The 17,148-nt window shown below is 72.0% G+C and carries 12 protein-coding genes and 1 other RNA gene; 2 read left to right on the forward strand and 11 right to left on the reverse strand.

Features of this window, described 5'->3' with window-relative positions:
• Positions 1-25: 25 nt before the first annotated feature.
• Genes ABFX55_RS29335 through ABFX55_RS29360 form a run of 6 tightly spaced genes read right to left on the reverse strand, consistent with a single transcriptional unit; the run spans position 26 to position 10,382 of the window.
• Complete coding sequence (locus ABFX55_RS29335) at positions 26-2,827, reverse strand: AfsR/SARP family transcriptional regulator (RefSeq protein WP_346125981.1); 2,802 nt, start codon at positions 2,825-2,827, stop codon at positions 26-28.
• Positions 2,824-4,392, reverse strand: coding sequence for a serine/threonine protein kinase (locus ABFX55_RS29340; protein WP_346125982.1), 1,569 nt, complete (start codon positions 4,390-4,392; stop codon positions 2,824-2,826). Before ABFX55_RS29340 ends, ABFX55_RS29335 begins: the two co-directional genes overlap by 4 nt.
• Positions 4,389-7,457 carry an ATP-binding protein gene (locus ABFX55_RS29345; RefSeq protein ID WP_346125983.1) on the reverse strand — a complete coding sequence of 1,023 codons (3,069 nt, stop codon included), beginning with the start codon at positions 7,455-7,457 and terminating at the stop codon, positions 4,389-4,391. Before ABFX55_RS29345 ends, ABFX55_RS29340 begins: the two co-directional genes overlap by 4 nt.
• Complete coding sequence (locus ABFX55_RS29350) at positions 7,457-8,671, reverse strand: FAD-binding protein (RefSeq protein ID WP_346125984.1); 1,215 nt, start codon at positions 8,669-8,671, stop codon at positions 7,457-7,459. Before ABFX55_RS29350 ends, ABFX55_RS29345 begins: the two co-directional genes overlap by 1 nt.
• Before the next feature lie 20 nt (positions 8,672-8,691).
• Entirely contained in the window at positions 8,692-9,363 is a 672-nt protein-coding gene (locus ABFX55_RS29355; protein ID WP_346125985.1) for a response regulator, read from the reverse strand.
• Positions 9,360-10,382, reverse strand: a complete 1,023-nt coding sequence (locus ABFX55_RS29360) for a sensor histidine kinase (protein ID WP_346125986.1) — start codon at positions 10,380-10,382, stop codon at positions 9,360-9,362. Before ABFX55_RS29360 ends, ABFX55_RS29355 begins: the two co-directional genes overlap by 4 nt.
• Before the next feature lie 314 nt (positions 10,383-10,696).
• On the opposite strand from ABFX55_RS29360, the gene ABFX55_RS29365 reads away from it, so the two are divergent.
• Positions 10,697-11,773: a hypothetical protein gene (locus ABFX55_RS29365; RefSeq protein WP_346125987.1), complete on the forward strand. Its 1,077-nt coding sequence runs from the start codon at positions 10,697-10,699 to the stop codon at positions 11,771-11,773.
• Positions 11,774-11,962: 189 nt separating this feature from the next.
• On the opposite strand, the gene ssrA is transcribed toward ABFX55_RS29365, so the two are convergent.
• The 5 genes from ssrA to ftsE form a co-directional block, all read right to left on the reverse strand.
• Positions 11,963-12,348: a transfer-messenger RNA gene (gene ssrA / locus ABFX55_RS29370) on the reverse strand.
• A 303-nt stretch (positions 12,349-12,651) separates the two neighbouring features.
• Positions 12,652-14,526, reverse strand: a complete 1,875-nt coding sequence (locus tag ABFX55_RS29375) for a penicillin-binding transpeptidase domain-containing protein (RefSeq protein WP_346125988.1) — start codon at positions 14,524-14,526, stop codon at positions 12,652-12,654.
• Positions 14,523-14,990 (reverse strand): SsrA-binding protein SmpB, encoded by a 468-nt coding sequence (smpB, locus tag ABFX55_RS29380; protein ID WP_183649834.1) that lies wholly within the window; start codon positions 14,988-14,990, stop codon positions 14,523-14,525. Before smpB ends, ABFX55_RS29375 begins: the two co-directional genes overlap by 4 nt.
• Positions 14,991-15,012: 22 nt before the next feature.
• Positions 15,013-15,924 (reverse strand): permease-like cell division protein FtsX, encoded by a 912-nt coding sequence (ftsX, locus tag ABFX55_RS29385; RefSeq protein WP_346125989.1) that lies wholly within the window; start codon positions 15,922-15,924, stop codon positions 15,013-15,015.
• A gap of 19 nt (positions 15,925-15,943) precedes the next feature.
• The gene (gene ftsE, locus ABFX55_RS29390) at positions 15,944-16,633 is read right to left on the reverse strand and encodes a cell division ATP-binding protein FtsE (RefSeq protein WP_183649839.1); all 690 of its coding nucleotides are present in this window, start codon (positions 16,631-16,633) and stop codon (positions 15,944-15,946) included.
• A gap of 214 nt (positions 16,634-16,847) precedes the next feature.
• Here ftsE and ABFX55_RS29395 point away from each other — a divergent pair, with 214 nt between their 5' ends.
• Positions 16,848-17,024, forward strand: a complete 177-nt coding sequence (locus ABFX55_RS29395) for a hypothetical protein (RefSeq protein WP_346125990.1) — start codon at positions 16,848-16,850, stop codon at positions 17,022-17,024.
• Positions 17,025-17,148 lie beyond the last annotated feature (124 nt).

The following is a 17,148-nucleotide window of genomic DNA, read 5'->3' on the forward strand; positions in this document are numbered from 1 at the left end:
TGTTCAGGATCCGTATAGCCCGCTGTCACCGCAGGCCACGACGGCGACGCGCCTCCCGCGCGAGCTCCTGCGCCTCGACCAGGCCGCGCCTGTCACCGAGGGCGTCAAACTCTCCCATAATGCATGCAAGGGCATCAACAGCCCCATCAATCTCATCCAGATCCAGAGCCGCGGCGGCGATCGCCAGCCTGGCCTTCGCGGTGCCCCTCCTGTCGCCGTGCGACTCGAAGGCCGCCAGCGCCTCCGTCGCCGCCGCCCTGGCCGCCTCGGGCCTTCCCTCCGCCCTGGCCGTCCCCGCCAGCAGCAGCGAGGCCGAGGCTGCGGGAAGCCGATCGCCCAGCCTCCTGCTCAGGCCGGCCGCCCGCTCGGCCAGCTCCCTCGCCTCCTTCGTCCTGCGCCCCGCCAGGCACAGGGCGGCCAGGTCGAGCAGGGTGGCCGCCTCTCCGCGCGGGTCGCCCAGCTGCCGGTAGAGCTCGAGCGCGCGCCGTGACAGCTCCTCGTCCGCGCGGAGCTCTCCCAGGGCGCGCAGCGCGTCGGCGCTTCCCCTCGGGTCGGCGCCTCCCCCCTGGCCTGAGCCGAAGGCGGCCAGGCACTCGGTGAAGCAGCGCTCGGCGTCGCTCAGGCGATCCTGCGCCCTGTAGACCAGCCCCAGTCTGAGCGTCGTGCGCGCCACCTCGCCGCGCCCGGTCAGGGGCAGCGCGGCGCGCAACGCCTCGGCCGCCTCCTCCAGCCTGCCTTCGGCGCGGTGCAGGTCGGCCAGCGAGCGCAGCAGCAGCGCCTCGCCGTGCCTGTGCCCCACCCTGCGCGCCGACTCCAGGCCGAGCGCGGCCGTCGTGCGCCAGTCGTCGTGGTAGGCGCCCAGCTCGAACAGCGGGGTCAGGTAGAAGGCCAGGCGCCATGCGGCCTCGTCCAGCCGGGCCCTGTGCAGGTCGGCGACGGCGGCGACCATGAAGGAGCGCTCGGCGGCCAGCCAGCGGGCCGACTCGGCGAGGCGGGCGGTGGCGAGATCGCGCTCGACCGTGTGCGAGAGCGTGAGGCCCGAGCCAGGCTCGGCGGGCAGCATCAGCTCTCTCGCCCTGCGCGCCCTGTCGAGGATCTCCCCCGCCGCCCCCGAGAGGACGGCGGAGGCGGGGCCCTCCTCCTCGGCGAGCCGCTCGGCGGCGTAGAGGCGGGTCAGGTCGTGCCAGCCGTACCTGTCGAGGCCGCGCTCCTGCAGCAGCCCTGCCTCGGCCAGCGACTCCATCACCCTGCCGCCGTCGCGGCCCACGAGGGCGGCGGCGATCCACGGCGCGAAGTCAGGGCAGGACAGCGCGCCGAGGCGGCGCAGCAGCAGGCGTTCGTCGTCGGACAGCGCCCGGTAGCCGAGCGCCAGGCTGGAGCGGACGGCCAGGTCTCCCGCGCTGAGCTCGTCGAGCCTGCCGCGCTCGTCGCCCAGCCTGTCGGCCAGGTGCTCGAGCGTCCAGCCCCGCCGCCTGGCCAGGCGCGAGCCTGCGATGCGCAGCGCCAGCGGCAGCGCCCCGCACAGCCGTACGATGCGGTGGGCCTGGTCGGGCTCGGCGGCGACCCTGTCGGCGCCGACGATCCTGGCCAGCATCGCCACCGCCTCCCCCGCCTCGAGCACGTCCAGCGGGTAGGCACGGGCCGCCTCCAGCCCGAACAGCGGCGACCTGCTGGTCACCAGCGTCAGGCAGCCCGCTCCCGTGGGCAGCAGCGGGCGCACCTGGGCCTCGCTCGTGGCGTCGTCGAGCACGACGAGCAGCCGCCTGCCCGCCACGAGGCTGCGGTAGAGACGTACGCGTTCGTCCAGCGACGGGGGGACCGCGCCGTCGGGACAGCCGAGCGAGCGCAGCAGGTCCTCCAGCACCGCTCCCGGCGCCCTGTCGCGCAGCGAGGCGTGCAGCCTGCCGTCGGGCAGGTCGAGCCGGGCCGCCGCGTGGACGGCGAGCGCGCTCTTGCCCGCGCCCGCGGGGCCGTACAGCACCAGGTGGACGGGGGCCGCGCCGGGAGCGGGCAGCGCCGCCTCGATCCAGTCGAGCACCGCCTGCCTGCCGGTGAAGTCGGCGATGTCGGGCGGCGTCTCGTTGGGGACGCTTCTGGGGAGCTCATCCGCGAGCACCCGCTCGTGGGCCTCGCGCAGCTGGGGCCCCGGTTCGAGGCCGAGCTCCGCCACCAGCGTGCCGCGCGCCTCCTGGTAGGCCGCCAGCGCGTCCGACCTGCGGCCTGCCTGGGTCAGCGCGTGCATCAGCTGCGCCCACGCCCGCTCCCGCAGCGGATAGGCCGCCACCAGTGCGCGCAGCTCGCCGATCAACTCGGCGCCCCTGCCCAGCTCCAGGTCCAGCTCGACCCGCTCCTCCAGCGCGGCCAGCCGCAGCTCCTCCAGCGGTACGGCATGCGCCCGGCGCAGCTCGCCCTCGATCCCGTCGAGCGCCCGCCCCCTCCAGAGCCCGAGCGCCCGCGCCAGCGCGTCGGCCGCCTCGACGACCCGCCCCGCGGCCCTGGCCCTGCGCGCGTTCGCGACCATGCGCTCGAACCTGAGCGCGTCCACCTCCTCGGGGTCGACCGCCAGCAGGTAACCACCCGGCACGGTCCTGATGCCCTCGACGATCTTGCGGAGCGCGCTGACGTACACCCTGAGCACCGCCTCCGCCGAAGCGGGCGGCTCGGCGCCCCACACCGCCGCCACCAGACGGTCGTGCGGGACCGTGTGTCCCGCGCTCATCAGCAGCGCGACCAGCAGCGCGCGGTGCTTGGCAGGCCCAGGCGTCACCTCCGCGCCGCCGCCGTCGAGCACCAGCAGCGGGCCCAGCACGCCGAACCGCGCGCTCATCGGCCGGCGGCCTGCACGGCGAAGGAGCTGAACCTGACACCGACCGGCTTCTCGGTGTCGGGGGCGGCGAAGACGCCGCTGGAGCCGGGTCCGAGCGGACCGCTGGTGTCGGTGACCATCCCGACGTACCTGTCGTCCACCCACAGGCGCAGGACGGTCTTCGGGCCGTCGCTCCTGCACTCGGCGACGATGCGGCGATCCTCCGTCCCCTCCTTGGCGGGCCTGTCCAGCAGTACGGTGCCGGTGCCCGATCCGCGCTTGGCGATGGTCGCCCTGCCGTCGCTCGTGACCGCGAACTCGTAGCGCCGGCCGCCGCTCGCGCCTCTGCACCACACGCCGAACTCGCCGGTGCCGGCGACCATCCTGCCCCTGGCGACGACCACCGCCCCGCTCTCGGGCTCGGAGGTCACAGGGGCCGACCGCCACAGTCGCCAGCCGGGGTTCGTGGTGAGCTCGTAGGTGTCCCCCGTCAGCTTTGCCACTCCTCCCTCGGTGCGGCCCGTCTCCCACGAGTGGCCGCCGAAGTCGGCCCTGTACGGCCAGTCGGTCGGCGGCGGACGCAACGCGATGAAGCCCGCCACGGTCGCCGCGGCGACCAGCGTCAGCGCTCCCGCCACCCACGGCCACCACCGCCTGGCCCCGCGCCCGGCCCGCACCGTCGCCGCGGGGCTGCGCGGGTGAGGGTGCCGGTGCGGTGCGGGCCGGTCTCCCGATCCGGCGGAGGCCGGAGGAACCGGCCCCGACCAGGTGCGCTCGACGACCATGGTCGCCGTCTCGGGGGTCGGCTGCCCGCCGACGAGCTCGGCGAGCAGCTGCTGCGGGGTGGGCCTACGGGTGGGGTCCTTGGCCATCGCCCACTCGACGATGCCCCTCATCGACTGGTCGAGGCCGTCGAGCTGGGGACCGTCGTTGACGATCCGGTACAGCACCTCGGCGGGCGCGCCGCCGCCGAACGGCAGCCGTCCCGTGCCGGCGAAGGCGATCACACCGCCCCAGGCGAAGACGTCGGCCGAGGGCCCGAGCGGCTCGCCTCTCACCTGCTCGGGCGCCATGAAGGCGGGGGTGCCGAGGATCGCCTGGCTGGCCAGGCTGTCGACCCCCATGAGCTGCGCGATGCCGAAGTCGATCACGCGGGGGCCGAGCGGCGACAGCAGCACGTTGGAGGGCTTGAGGTCACGGTGGATCACGCCCGCGCCGTGGATGGCCGTCAGCGCGGTGGCGATCCCCACCGCCAGGGACTCCAGGTTGCCGCCGGTGAAGGGCCCCTGCTCCCTGACGGCGTGCGCCAGGTCAGGACCCTTGACGTACTCGGTGACCAGGTAGGCCACCTCGCCCGAGATCCCCGCGTCCAGCACGGGGGCGGTGCAGAACCTGGCCACCCGCCTGGCCGCGTCCACCTCGCGGGAGAAACGCCGCTGGAAGGCCGGATCGCGGGCCAGCGAAGGGTGGATCACCTTGACCGCCGCCAGGCCGCCCGCGGGCGTGGAGGCGAGATGCACCTCGCCCATCCCGCCGCGCCCGAGCACCCGCAGCAGCGTGTATCCGCCGATCACCGGAGCGGTCACAGCAGCCCTGCCAGCTCTTCCCTGGACATCGCCGCGCCTCTGGCGTACGCCTCGGCGAAGCGCCGCTCGCCCAGCGCCGCCCTTGCCAGCTCGGCGACCCGCCTCACGTCGCGGTCGCCGGGCAGCGTCATGCCGCGCAGCCTCTTGCCCACGCCGAGCAGCAGCGCGACCTCGTCGTGCTCGCCGCGCAGCGAGGCGGCTCCCGCCAGGCCCTCGGCCGCGCTCGCCAGTACCGGCAGGCTCTGCACGTGCAACGCGGCGGCGAACGCCGTCTCCTGTCTGGCGACGGCCTCCTCCACCACGCCCTCGGCCGCGGCGATCCAGCCGAGCGCGACCCCGATCTGCACGGCGTTGAGCGACTCGCCGAAGGACCCGCTCGGCTCCCTCGCCAGCACCTCCTCGTAGCGGCGGCGCGCCTCGTCCAGGTCGCCGCGCAGCCTCGCGACCTCCGCCAGGCCACAGCTGGCCCTGGTGGTGCCCTCCAGCGCTCCGACCCTGCGGGCCAGCTCCGCGGCCCGCTCGAAGTCGGCCCTCGCCCTGTCGAGGTCGCCGAGCAGCAGCTCGCCCTCACCGCGGTGGCACAGCAGGTCGGCGATGTCCTCCTGCGCGCCGAGCTCGCCCACCAGGCGCAGGGCCTCCTCGATCAGCTCGCTGAAGCGCTCCCTCTCGCCGCGCCACGCGGCCACCCTGACCAGCTCCGACAGCGCCATCGCCATGCCGAGCCGCTCGCCGAGTGAGCGGAAGTAGTCGAGCGCGAGCGAGAACTCCCGTTCGGTGCCCGCCACGTCGCTCTCCATCAGGTAGCAGAGGAAGCCCTTGCCGACATGGTTCAGGCCGCTGATCCAGGGGTCGGGGCTGGCCTTGACGCGCTCCATCATCAGCTCGAGCAGCCCGTCGTCGATGGAGGGCCCGACGAAGCTGCCCCAGAAGAAGGTGAGCTGCGGGTGGCCGGAGATCAGGTCCATCTCGCGCATCAGCCGTTTGGCGTTCTCCAGGTGCGCTCCGCTCTCGGCCGCGCCGGCCACGCAGATGGCGTACTCCGCCTCCAGCCCCGTGGGGACGGCAGGCCCGAGCGCGGCCAGGAGCGCGCGGGCGGGCCGCACCCCGATGCCCCGCCGCCCGCGCAGCCACCAGTACGTGGACAGGTCGGCGAAGATCCGCAGCGCCATGGCGTGGTCGTCGACGATGGCCCAGGTCAGCGCGGCGAACAGGTTGTCGTGCTCGGGGTCGAGCCTGGCCGCCCATTCCAGCTGCTCGGCGCGCAGCAGGTGGGGAGCGGCCTCATGCAGCAGGCCCAGGTAGTGGCTCGCGTGCGCGCGCTGGTACGTGCCGACCTCACCCGCCTCCTCCAGTCGCTCGGCGCAGAAGGCGCGGATCGTCTGCAGCATCCGGTAGCGGTCGCCGACGATCTCGACCAGCGACTTGTCGGCCAGGCTGGCGAGCAGCTCGAGCGCGTCAGGCGTGTCGCAGACCCGCTCGACCGCCTCGATGCCCCCTCCTCCCGCGAACACCGTCAGCCTCCTGGCCAGCCGCTGCTCCTGCTCGTCCAGCAGGCTCCAGCTCCACTCGACCACCGCGCGCAGCGTGCGGTGCCTGGGCTGGGCCGTACGGCTGCCGCGCGACAGCAGCCCGAGCCCGTCCTCCAGCCTGGCGGCCACCTCCGCCACGGGCAGCGAGCGGAGCCTGGCCGCGGCCAGCTCGATCGCCAGCGGCAGCCCGTCGAGCGCCTGACAGATCCGCCGCACCTCGGCGAGGTTGTCCTCGTCGAGCGCGAACCCCGGGCGGACCGCGGCGGCCCTGTCCTCGAACAGCCGCTCCGCGAGCGCGTCGGGCAGCGCGGACACGGGCCAGATGCTCTCGCCGGTGATGCCGAGGGCCTCCCTGCCGGTGGCCAGCACGCGCAGGTCGGGACAGGCGCTGAGCAGCCGGTGCGCGAGCTCGGCCGCCGCCGCCACGACGTGCTCGCAGTTGTCGAGGACGAGCAGCATCCGCCGTCCCGCCAGCGCGGCGACGAGCCGGTCGGCCGGATCGGGCGAGTCCTGCCCGACCCGCAGTCCGAGCTTGGTGAGCACGGCCTGGGCGACGTCGCCGCCTTCGGCCACGCCGTCCAGCTCGACCAGGCCGACCTCGTCCTTCACCGCGGCCGCCGCCTCCAGCGCGAGCCGCGTCTTGCCCGCTCCCCCCGGGCCCGTCAGCGTGACGAGTCTGGCCCGCTCCAGCAGGCGGGCGACCTCTGCCAGGTCGTCCTGCCTGCCGACGAAGGTGGTGAGCTGGGCGGGCAGCGCGCTCCTGACGCCTGCCGTCCTGTCCTGGGGCTCGGTGCGGCCGGGGGCCGCGGGGGCGTAGAGCTCGCCGCGCAGCGCCGCGAGGTGGATCTCCCTCAGCTCGGGCGACGGATCGACGCCCAGCTCGTCGGCCAGCGTGCGGCGGGCGTCCTCGAAGGCGGTCAGCGCCTCCGCCTGGCGCCCGCTGGCGTACAGCGCCCTGATGAGCTGGCCGCGCAGTCGCTCCCTGACGGGGTGCGCCTCCACCAGCCGCTGCAGCTCGGTCACCAGCTCGCGGTGCCTGCCCAGCTCGAGGTCCGCCTCGACGCGGTCCTCGGTGACGTCGACCCTCAGCTCCTCCAGCCGCGCCGCCTGGGCGGGGGCGAAGGGCACCTCGCGGACGTCGGCCAGCGCGGGTCCGCGCCAGAGCGCCAGCGCCTGCCCGAGCAGCTCCGAGCGGACGGCAGCCGACTCGGCGGCCCTTCCCTCGCGGACCAGCCGCTCGAAGCGGTGGGCGTCGACCTCCTCGCCGTCGACGACGAGCCGGTATCCGGCCGGGTGGAACTCGACGGGAACGTCGAGGCTCCTGCGCAGCCTGGAGATCTGCGACTGCAGCGCGTTGCCCTCGCCCGTCACGGGGCGCTCGCCGTAGAGGCCCTCGATGAGCCGCTCGGTGGGCACGATCCTGCCCGCGTCCAGGGCGAGGAGTGCGAGCAGGCCGCGCAGGCGGGCTCCGCCGACGGAGACCGTGACGCCGTCTTCCCTCCGCGCCTCGACCGGGCCCAGGATCCCGAACCGCATCACATGATCCTGCACAGGAAGTCGTTGGAGAACTTACCCTGCGGGTCGAAGGCGCTGACGAGCTCGCGGAAGTCGTCCATCCGCTCGTAGGGGGCGACGGCGGTGAACAGCTTGCCCCAGTGCGGCCTGGCCTCGTACGGCTCCAGCGCCCGCGTCACCGCCTCGATCACCGGCAGCACGCTCGGCGCGTCCTTGATCCACGTGAAGTGGAAGGCGACCACGTCCTGGCCGTAGGCCGGGCTCAGCCACAGGTCGTCGGCGGCCACGGTCCTGATCTCCGAGACCTGCAGGACGGGCGCGATGGTGTCGCGGATCCCGTCGAGCGCGCGCAGCGCGGCGACCGCGTGCCCGCGCGGCAGCAGGAACTCCGACTGCAGCTCCTCGCCCGCGCTCGGGGTGAACCCCGGGCGGAAGTGCGGCAGCCGCTCGTGCCACGGCCCCGCGACGCCGAGCTGTTCGGTGCACGGCTCGGCGGACACGCCGGGGATGGGGTGACGAGGCCCGTCGGCTGGGCGCGCCCCGAACAGCTCGGGAGCCCCGCCCGAGACCCGCTTCACCCACACCTGGTCGATCACGGGCCGCCGCCACCGGGTGAACAGGCTCACGCTGTAGCCGCTGCCGAACACCTCGTCGAAGTGGTCGTCCAGCACCTCGAGCGGCAGCTCCTCGAAGACGTGCTGGCGCACCTCGAAGGCTGGCACCACCTCCAGCGTCAGGCTCACCACGACGCCCAGCGCCCCGAGCGCGACCACCGCGCCGGACAGCCGGGGATCGTCCCCTGCCAGGGTCACCAGGTCGCCCTCTGCGGTGACGAGCTCCATGGCGCGGACCGCCGTGGCGAGGTTGCCGTTGCCGTCACCCGACCCGTGCGTGGCCGTGGCCACCGAACCCGCGACCGTGATGTGCGGGAGGGAGGCCAGGTTCCGCAGCGCGAATCCTGCCCTGTGCAGACGCGGCGCCAGCTCCGCATACCGTACGGCGCCGCCCACCCGCACCGTGGACCCGTCGAGGTCGACCGTGCGCGGCAGCCCGTCGAGGCTGACCAGCGCGCCCTTGGTGTCGGCCACGTCGCTGAAGGAGTGGCCACTGCCGAGCGCCCGCACTAAAGGCGAGCGCGCCACGATGACCCGCAGCTCCTCGACCGAGGCCGGGCGGTGCACGTCAGAGGCGTGGAAGGCGAGATTACCCGCCCAGTTGGTCACGATCGCGGCCATAGGCCGTTGATGCTACCGAATCACGGTCTATGAGCCCTGCCGGTGTGCCATGCCCAGGCCGCGATGCCGACCCTGTTCTTCACGCCCAGCTTGCGCTGGATGCTGGCGATGTGGTTCTTGACCGTGCCAGGGGACAGGAAGAGCTCCTCGGCGATCTCGGCGTTGGTCTTGGCCTGGGCGACGAGGCGGACGACGTCGTCCTCGCGCTCGGTGAGGCCCGCCTCGCCCGGCACGTCGCGCCCGGAACTCTCACGCAGGGGGCTCCCCCGGAGGGGGCTGTCCCGCAGCAGGCCGACCGTGAGCTGCGGGCTGATCAGCACGTCCCCGCTCATCGCCGCCCTGACGGCCTCGACGAGCAGCGTCGGCCCCGACCTCTTGAGCACGAACCCCGAGGCGCCGTGCCGCAGCGCCGCCCGCACGTAGTCGTCCTGCCCGAACGTCGTGACGACCACGACGTGGATGCCGGTCTCCGCCAGCGCCCGCGTCACCTCGATGCCGTCGGCCCTCGGCATCCTGATGTCGGCGAGGACCACGTCGGGGCGCACCCGGAGCGCCGTCTCGATGGCGGCGAGCCCGTCGGCCGCCTCCGCGATGACGGTCATGTCGGGCTGGGCGTCGAGGATGAGACGGAAAGCGCCGCGGATGCCCTCCTGGTCGTCGGCGATGAGGATGCGGGTGGACACGCCGTTCATGGTGCCAGAGGCAGCCGCGCCACCAGCGTCCACCCTCCCCGCGCCGCGGCCGCCCGCAGGTGCCCGCCCATCGCCTCCACCTGGGCGGTCAGCGACGGCAGCCCGAACCCGCCGCGCCCCTCCTCCTGCGCGACGCCGCCGCCGTCGTCGTCCACGCTCACCACCAGCATCCCGCCCTCGGCCCTGACCGCGACCTCCACCAGCGTCGCCTCGGGGGCGTGACGGCGCACGTTGGTCAGCGCCTCCACCACGACCCTGTACGCCATGGCGGCCGTCTCCTCGGACACGTCGAGCCGGTCGTCCACACGCAGCCCGACCCGCGCCCGCCCCGCCGAGGAGAACCTGGCCGCCAACTCGGCCAGCCCCTCCAGCCCTGGGCCCGCGTGGAGGTCGAGCACGGTGCGGTCCAGCGTCGCCATCGCGCGCAGCCCCGCCTGCTCCACCCGCTGGAGCGCCGCCAGCGCCTGGCCGGGATCGCCGACGCCGACCACCTGGCCCGCCTGGGCCTGCGCCACCATCTCGCTGACGTCGTGGGCGACGAAGTCGTGCAGGTCCCTGGCCAGCCGCAGCCGCTGCGCGGCGCGCTCGTCCCGCACCGCGCGCGCCCGCCGGGTGTCGAGGGAGCGCAGGTAGGCCCCGACCGCGACGGCGGCCATCACGCCGAGGGCCCAGAAGGCGCACATGCCGATGCCCTCCAGTGGCGAGGCGGGCATCACGTACCGCAGCAGCCACGTCGAGGCCGCCACCCCGCCCAGCACGCCCGCGGGCACGGCCTGCCGTACGGGAGACCACCTGGCCATCAGGCCGAGCAGCGCGATCAAGGACAGGCTCTCCACCAGCCCGTACAGGTCCTCGCCCTCGCGCGGCCCGCTGCTCACGAACGAGAGCGTGACCACGAGGGAGACCACAGCGGCCAGGACCACCGCCGCGGGCAGGTGCGCACGGCCGTGCCGCCGCCCGACGACCACCCATGCCAGCGCCGTCACGCCCGCCGCCGCACCGATGATGCCGATGTTCACCGCAGCCACGATACGGACCTGGCTCACCGAGCCACGACCCGAACCCGGCTCAACCGCTCCAGGGACCTGGATCTACCGCGCCGCTCCAGAGATCCGGATGCACCGCGGCCACTTCAGGCCTGGATTCACGCGGGCCACCCCACGGGCCTGGATATGCCCCACGAGCCTGAAAGCAGCACGGCAACTCCACGGTCTGGATTCAGCACGGCCACGGCTCGGACATGCCGAATGGCACGGGCGTAGGCCGCGGGAGCCGCCACAACCTGCCGAAAGGCACATGGCCTGGGAGCGCCGCCCGGCCCGAGGCTGGAGGCATGACGACGATCATCTCGAGGGCCGGTTACGCGGCGGCCACCTGGTCGGCCGCCTACGCGGTGGCCGGCGCGGCGTGGGCGCTCGGCGCTCCCGGCTTCCCCTGGGGCGCGAGCGACCCCGACCCCGACGGCGCGCTCTCCATCCTCGCCGGCCTCACCCCTGACCCCGGCGGCTGGTGGGTGGCCGCCTTCGGCCTGCTCGGCGCGATCACCGCGCTGGCGCTCGTGCGCGGCGGGCCTGCCGTCCAGCGGGTCGCGGTGTTCGCCGCGTGGCCGCTGGCGCTCCTCCTCGCCGTGGTGATCCCCGACTCCCGCCTCATGATGGGCGTCGCCTACACGCCGCTGATGACGGTGGCCGGCCTCTTCGACGGACCATGGGGACAGATCGGGCTGGGCGACGCCTGGCCGTGGCCGGTCCTCAACCAGCTGCTGTGCATGCTCGGCGGGGTACTGCTGGCAGGGGCCGCGCTGGCCGCCCAGCGCGGCCGCCGCGACGCGTGCGGCTCCTGCGGACGGGCCGACGAGGACACCGGCTGGACCACCCCCGCCTCGGCCGCCCGCTGGGGCCGCATGGCCGTCATGGTCGCGGTCGTCACTCCGCTCATCTACTGCGCCACCCGGTGGGCGTGGCCGCTGGGGATCCCGCTGGGGGTGAGCAGGGAGTTCCTCGAGCAGGGCGACAGGGAGGCCCCCGGCATCTGGCTGGCCGGCGCCTACCTGGCGACCTTCGGCGCCCTCGGCGGCGTGCTCACGCTCGGGCTGGTGCAGCGCTGGGGCGAGATCTTCCCTCGCTGGATCCCCGGCCTGCGCGGCAGGCGGGTCCCTCCGATGCTTGCCGTCATCCCCGCGACACTCGTCGCGATCATCATCACGGTCGCGGGCCTGACCTACGTACGGCGGGCGCTGGCGGGGCTGTTCGACCTCGCGGAGTGGGGCGCCTGGCTGCCCGAGTGCTTCTGGCCCCTCTGGGGCGCGGCACTGGGCGCCGCCGCCCTCGCCTACCACCTGCGCAGACGAGGCCGCTGCCCCCGCTGCCTGCGCGGCGCGAACCACCCTCTGGCCGCCCGCGTGGCGTGAACCAGCCCCTAGCCGCCCGCGCGGCGCGAACCAGCGCGGCCTGAACCAGCCCATCTTCCCGCCTGGCGCGGCGTGAACCAGCCAGTCTTTCCGCCTGGCGCGGCGTGAGCCGGTTCGTCGCCGTCGGCGAAACCGGCTCATGGCATGCGAAAGGCCGGTGTCACGGGTGTGACACCGGCCTTCGCCGATCGGTGGAGGTGGCGGGAATCGAACCCGCGTCCTTCAACCCCAAGGCAGGGCTTCTCCGGGCGCAGCCTGCTTAACGTTTTCTCAGCCCCGGCACTCACGCAGGCGCGTTGCCGACAGGCTCAGCCACTGTTTGGTTTCCCGCTCTCCCCCGTGGCCGGGTCGAGCGGTGGAGCCTTCTAACGATGCCAGGTCCCGGGCCGAAGGCATGCTCGGGCTGACAGAGGTTTCGCTACTTAGGCAGCGAGAGCCAGGGAACCCTGGCTGACCTCAGTGCGCTTAGAGTTGGCACTTATTGGTTTGCGGTCACAGGATTAACGAGGTTATGTCCGCAGTCCTCGGCCCGCTTCACCTGCATTGAAAGATCGAAGTCGAAACCGATCACCCCCTGTGCAGTTGTCAACACGACCGCGAACGGTCGAGCAACATGAACATACCGGTGAACGCGTGGAACGCCAACCGAATTCCCCGCAGGGCGAGAGCCGTACACGGCGAACCCCCGGAGACGCGGCAAGATGGCGCACGTCTCCGGGGGCGACCGGCAGGGTCATGCCGGTCCGGACGGCAGGACTTCCCCCGAGATGAAGTCCTGAACTCGTCACGGCGACCAGGTCCGCAACCCCCCGAGCGGGCCCGGTCACTTAGGAAGACGCAGATCAGCCCACCGATGGTTGCTCAGAGTGAGAAAGATTTCACGCTGGGTCACGAATCGCCGCGAAGAAGCGTCCCGCGTACGCGGCGGGGTCGGCGTTCTCGGCCAGGACGGCCACCGCGACATCCCCCTGCCAGCCGACGAACCACGACTGGTTCTTGCTCTTGCCCGTCACCGGAGCCACTATCCCCGAGACCGGCTCACCGGCCGCAGCGGCCGCGCGCGCGCTGCCCGAACGGACACCCGAGCGCATCATCGACTGCAGCGCCGGCAGCACCTTGGCGTCGATCGCCACGGGAGCTGGCGGTGTGGCGGGCAGCACCTCGGCGGCGGGATCGGGCGTCGTCGGCTTGGTGACCAGCAGCGGCGGATGCCAGGTGCCCGAGGCCACGGCCCCGGCCACCAGCGCCATCGCCAGAGGGCTCACCTCGACGTTCTGGCCCGCGATGGCCTTGGCCTTGTCGGCGTCGCTGTCGAGGTCGCCCACCTTCCCGCTGAAGGACTTCAGCGGGAGCTTCCACGGCTTGCCGATGCCGAAGTCGGCCGCGCTCTTGGCCAGGTCGTCGCCGCTGACCCTGCGCGCCAGCGAGGCCAGGGCGGTCACACAGCTCCTGGCGAAGCTGCTCTGGAAGCTCTGACTGACGCTCGCCGTCAGGCCCGTCTGCTCGAACCTGGCCCCGCCGACCGAGCGCTCGGGAGGACAGGCCAGCGGCTGGCTCGGCTTGACGCCCTTCTTCAGCAGCGCCTCGGCCGCGATGATCGAGAAGGCGTTGCCCGCGGGGTACTTGCCCGCCAGCGCGTTCTTCTCCTCGTTGAGGTCGTCGGAGGCGCTCACGGCCAGCACCTCGCCCGTGCGGGCCTTGACCGCGACCAGCGTGGCCGAGCGGGTGCCTGCCAGCGCGCTCTCCGCCGCCGCCTGGACCGAGCTGTCGATCGTGGTCTCGACCGGCGCGTTGGGACGGCCTGGCCACTTCTTCAGCTCGGCGACCTGCTCACCCGTCTTGAGATCGAGCGTGATCACGGAGGTCTGGGTGGAGCCCGTCAGGTGGTCCTGGTAGGCCTTCTGCAGGCCGGACAGGCCGACGGAGTCGCCCGCGCGCTGCGGGCCGCCCAGCTTCTGCTCGTGCTCGGCGGTCAGCGCGCTGACCCTGCCCACGATCTGCTCGGGCGGAGCCGGTGCGACGGGCTGCTCCTGCTTCTGGACGGTGACACCGGGAATGTCATCGAGCTTGGACTGGATCGAGGCGTACTTGCGCCAGCCGAAGGTGACCAGCGGCACGAACGTGCTGGGCGGCGCCGACTTGATGCGGCTCAGCAGCCTGTCCTGGGCGAACCCGGTGAGCGCGGCGAGTTGCTCGCCCGCCTTCTCCGCGTTGTCTCCGAGGGTGGCGGGGGTCACGCCCGCGACGTAGAGGGTGGTGTCGGCCTGCAGCGGCTCGCCCGTGCGATCGAGCACCTGCTTGCGCAGTTCGGGCTTGGGGTCCACGGCGAAGCGCTGCCCCTCCTTCAGCTGCGGGTGGATGACGCTGGGCGACCAGCGCACCTTCCACACCCCGTTGACCAGGTGGAGCGGCAGCTTGCTGGTGTACTCCCACAGCGAGTTGTTCTCGCCCAGGTCGACCTCGGCCGCGAAGTCGGCGGTGGACTCCTCGCCGCTCTGCGTGAGGCTCGTGATGCGGAAGCGGAAGGAGGCCGCGTCGAGATGGACGCGGGTGTCCTCCAGCGCCTTGCGGACCACGGCGGGATCACCGTCGGTACGGCCGGCAGCCAGCTCGTAGTCGCCGGACTGCCAGCCGACGAGGAAGTCGCGCACGGCCTCGTGCGCGGAGGGCTCCTCGAAACAGCCGGTCAGCGTCGTGCCCGCGACCACCACCGAGGCGGCCGCGGCCAGAACCCTGCGTGCACGAGCGCTCATCGCGCGCGATGGCGGATCGCCCGTGCCATCTCCCGCTTGTCCTGCTGCTCCTTCAGCGTCTGCCGCTTGTCCCAGTCCTTCTTGCCGCGCGCGATGCCGATCTCGATCTTGGCTCTGCCGTCCTTGAAGTAGAGCGACAGCGGCACGATCGTCAGCCCGCCCTCCTTGACCTTGGCGGCGAGCTTGTCGATCTCCTTGCGGTTGAGCAGGAGCTTGCGCTTGCGGCGGGCGGCGTGGTTCGTCCACGTCCCCTGGGAGTACTCGGGGATGAAGACGTTGAGCAGCCACGCCTCGCCGTCGTCGATGGAGGCGTAGCCGTCGACCAGCGAGGCCTTGCCCGCGCGCAACGACTTGACCTCGGTGCCCTGCAGCACCAGACCCGCCTCGAAGGTCTCGTCGACGTTGTAGTCGTGGCGGGCACGCTTGTTCTGGGCGATGAGCTTGCGCCCGGTCTCACGTGGCATGCTTCGACCTTACCTGGGTTCGTCAGACCCGCAGGTAACGGCGGAGCGTCACGAACGACGCGAGCACACAGATCACCACGCCGATCACCATGGTGAAAGTGATCACCTCGGCCACGGAGTCCCATCCGAGCTGGCTGTTGACGGCGAACGCCGAGGTGGTGCCCTCGAACAGGAAGACCTTCGCCACGATCAGCATGATCGCGGCGACCACACCGCCGATCAGGCCGGCGATCATGCCCTCCATCACGAACGGCAGCTGGATGTAGAGGTTGGAGGCGCCGACCAGGCGCATGATGCCCGTCTCCCTGCGCCGGTTGAACGCCGAGAGCCTGACCGTGTTGCCGATCAGCAGGATCGCCGCGAGGACCAGGATCAACGCCACGGCCAGCGCGGCGTAGCGGAGCTTCTCCAGCATCCCGAAGAAGTTCTCCAGCTGGGCCCGCTGGTCGATGACCGTGGAGACGCCCTTCATGCCCTTGGCCGCGTCGATGACCGCCTGGTACTGATCGGGGTCCTTCAGCTTGACCCTGAGCGACTCGGGCAGGTCCTTGGCCTCGACGACCTGCGCGAGGATCGAGTTGGCCGACTGTGTCTTCTTGAAGTTCTCGAAGGCCATCGCCTGGTCCTCGAACAGGACCTGGGCGACCTGAGGAAGAGCGCTCAGCTGCTGCTGGAGCTGACCTCGCTCGGCGGCGCTGACACCCTTGGGCGTGGTCTTGCACGTGTCGAAGGGAGAGTCCTTCTTGCACAGGTAGACCGAGACCTCGACCTTGTCGGACCAGAAGGTCTTCATCAGGCCGACTTGGGCGTTGATCATCAACCCGACGCCCAGCAGGGCCATGGCGACAGCCACGGTGACGATAACCGCGATCGTCATGGTCAGGTTGCGACGGAGGCCGATCCAGACCTCGGAGAGGATGAAGTTCGCCCGCATGTTCTGCCTATAACTCCTGTTAGTACGCCTGGCCGTAGACGCCACGCGACTGGTCGCGGACGATCTTTCCGTCCTCCAGCTCCACGACGCGCTTGCGCATGGAGTCGACGATGGCGGCGTCGTGCGTGGCCATGACGACGGTGGTGCCGGTCCTGTTGATCCTGTCCAGCACCTTCATGATGCCGATGCTCGTCGCGGGGTCGATGTTTCCTGTCGGCTCGTCGGCCAGCAGGATCATGGGCCTGTTGACGAAGGCTCGGGCCATCGCGACGCGCTGCTGCTCGCCACCGGACAGCTCGTCGGGCATGCGGTGAGCCTTGCCCTCCAGGCCGACCAGCTCGATGACCTCCGGCACGACCTTGCGGATGAACCGCCTGGGCTTGCCGATGACCTCGAGAGCGAACGCCACGTTCTCGTAGACGTTCTTGTTGGGGAGCAGCCTGAAGTCCTGGAACACGCAGCCGATGCGGCGGCGCAGGTGCGGCACCTTGAAGTTGGACAGCCTCGCGAGATCCTTGCCGGCGACGTGGATCGCGCCGGAGTTGGGCTTCTCCTCCTTGAGGATCAGCCGTAGAAAGGTGGACTTCCCGGATCCCGAGGGACCGACGAGGAACACGAACTCGCCCTTGTCCACGTCTACAGACACGTGGTCGAGAGCGGGCCTGTTCTGGTTCGCGTAGACCTTGGTGACATTATCGAAATGGATCACGAGCGCATCACGACGTGCCAGTCTAGGGGTCCGGACGGAAGCGAGGGTGGCACATGCCCACTTCCCACCGCCCGCCAGCGGGGACGCCCATCTTTACTGATGATCGACGTTCCGCTTGGCTGCAGGACAGTCTAGGGGGAAGACTGGCATGGAACGTCCATAACGGAAACAAAACGATTCTGTTACCTGAGAACCGTCTAGAGTGGAGGGTGACATGAGTTGTGAACACCTCGTCTGCGCCCAGTGCGCCCACCCGGTCATCGAGGGTCGTTGCGCGCTGTGCCGCGCCAACCGCGAGCGCATGCACCAGCACGGGATCTCTCCGACGCTGATCCTCGCCGCCCTGATCGCCCTTCTCTTCCTCGCCCTGGCGCTCCAGCACCTCACCTGACGGCCTGCCGTCACCACGCCCGAGGGGTGCTGCCGTCCACACCTGACGGCCCCGCCGTCCCCACACCTGAGGGTTCTGCCGTCCGCGCACTCGATGGCCCTGCCGTCGACAGACCTGACGGTCC

This window comes from Nonomuraea roseola (assembly GCF_039535395.1).
In the GTDB taxonomy this organism is placed as follows: domain Bacteria; phylum Actinomycetota; class Actinomycetes; order Streptosporangiales; family Streptosporangiaceae; genus Nonomuraea; species Nonomuraea roseola.

Coding starts and splice junctions, on each gene's coding strand:
- ABFX55_RS29335 (WP_346125981.1), bottom strand. CDS start 2,827: ATGAGCGCGCGGTTCGGCGTGCTGGGCCCGCTGCTGGTGCTCGACGGC.
- ABFX55_RS29375 (WP_346125988.1), bottom strand. CDS start 14,526: ATGAGCGCTCGTGCACGCAGGGTTCTGGCCGCGGCCGCCTCGGTGGTG.
- smpB (WP_183649834.1), bottom strand. CDS start 14,990: ATGCCACGTGAGACCGGGCGCAAGCTCATCGCCCAGAACAAGCGTGCC.
- ABFX55_RS29355 (WP_346125985.1), bottom strand. CDS start 9,363: ATGAACGGCGTGTCCACCCGCATCCTCATCGCCGACGACCAGGAGGGC.
- ABFX55_RS29395 (WP_346125990.1), top strand. CDS start 16,848: ATGAGTTGTGAACACCTCGTCTGCGCCCAGTGCGCCCACCCGGTCATC.
- ABFX55_RS29345 (WP_346125983.1), bottom strand. CDS start 7,457: ATGCGGTTCGGGATCCTGGGCCCGGTCGAGGCGCGGAGGGAAGACGGC.
- ftsX (WP_346125989.1), bottom strand. CDS start 15,924: ATGCGGGCGAACTTCATCCTCTCCGAGGTCTGGATCGGCCTCCGTCGC.
- ABFX55_RS29365 (WP_346125987.1), top strand. CDS start 10,697: ATGACGACGATCATCTCGAGGGCCGGTTACGCGGCGGCCACCTGGTCG.
- ABFX55_RS29350 (WP_346125984.1), bottom strand. CDS start 8,671: ATGGCCGCGATCGTGACCAACTGGGCGGGTAATCTCGCCTTCCACGCC.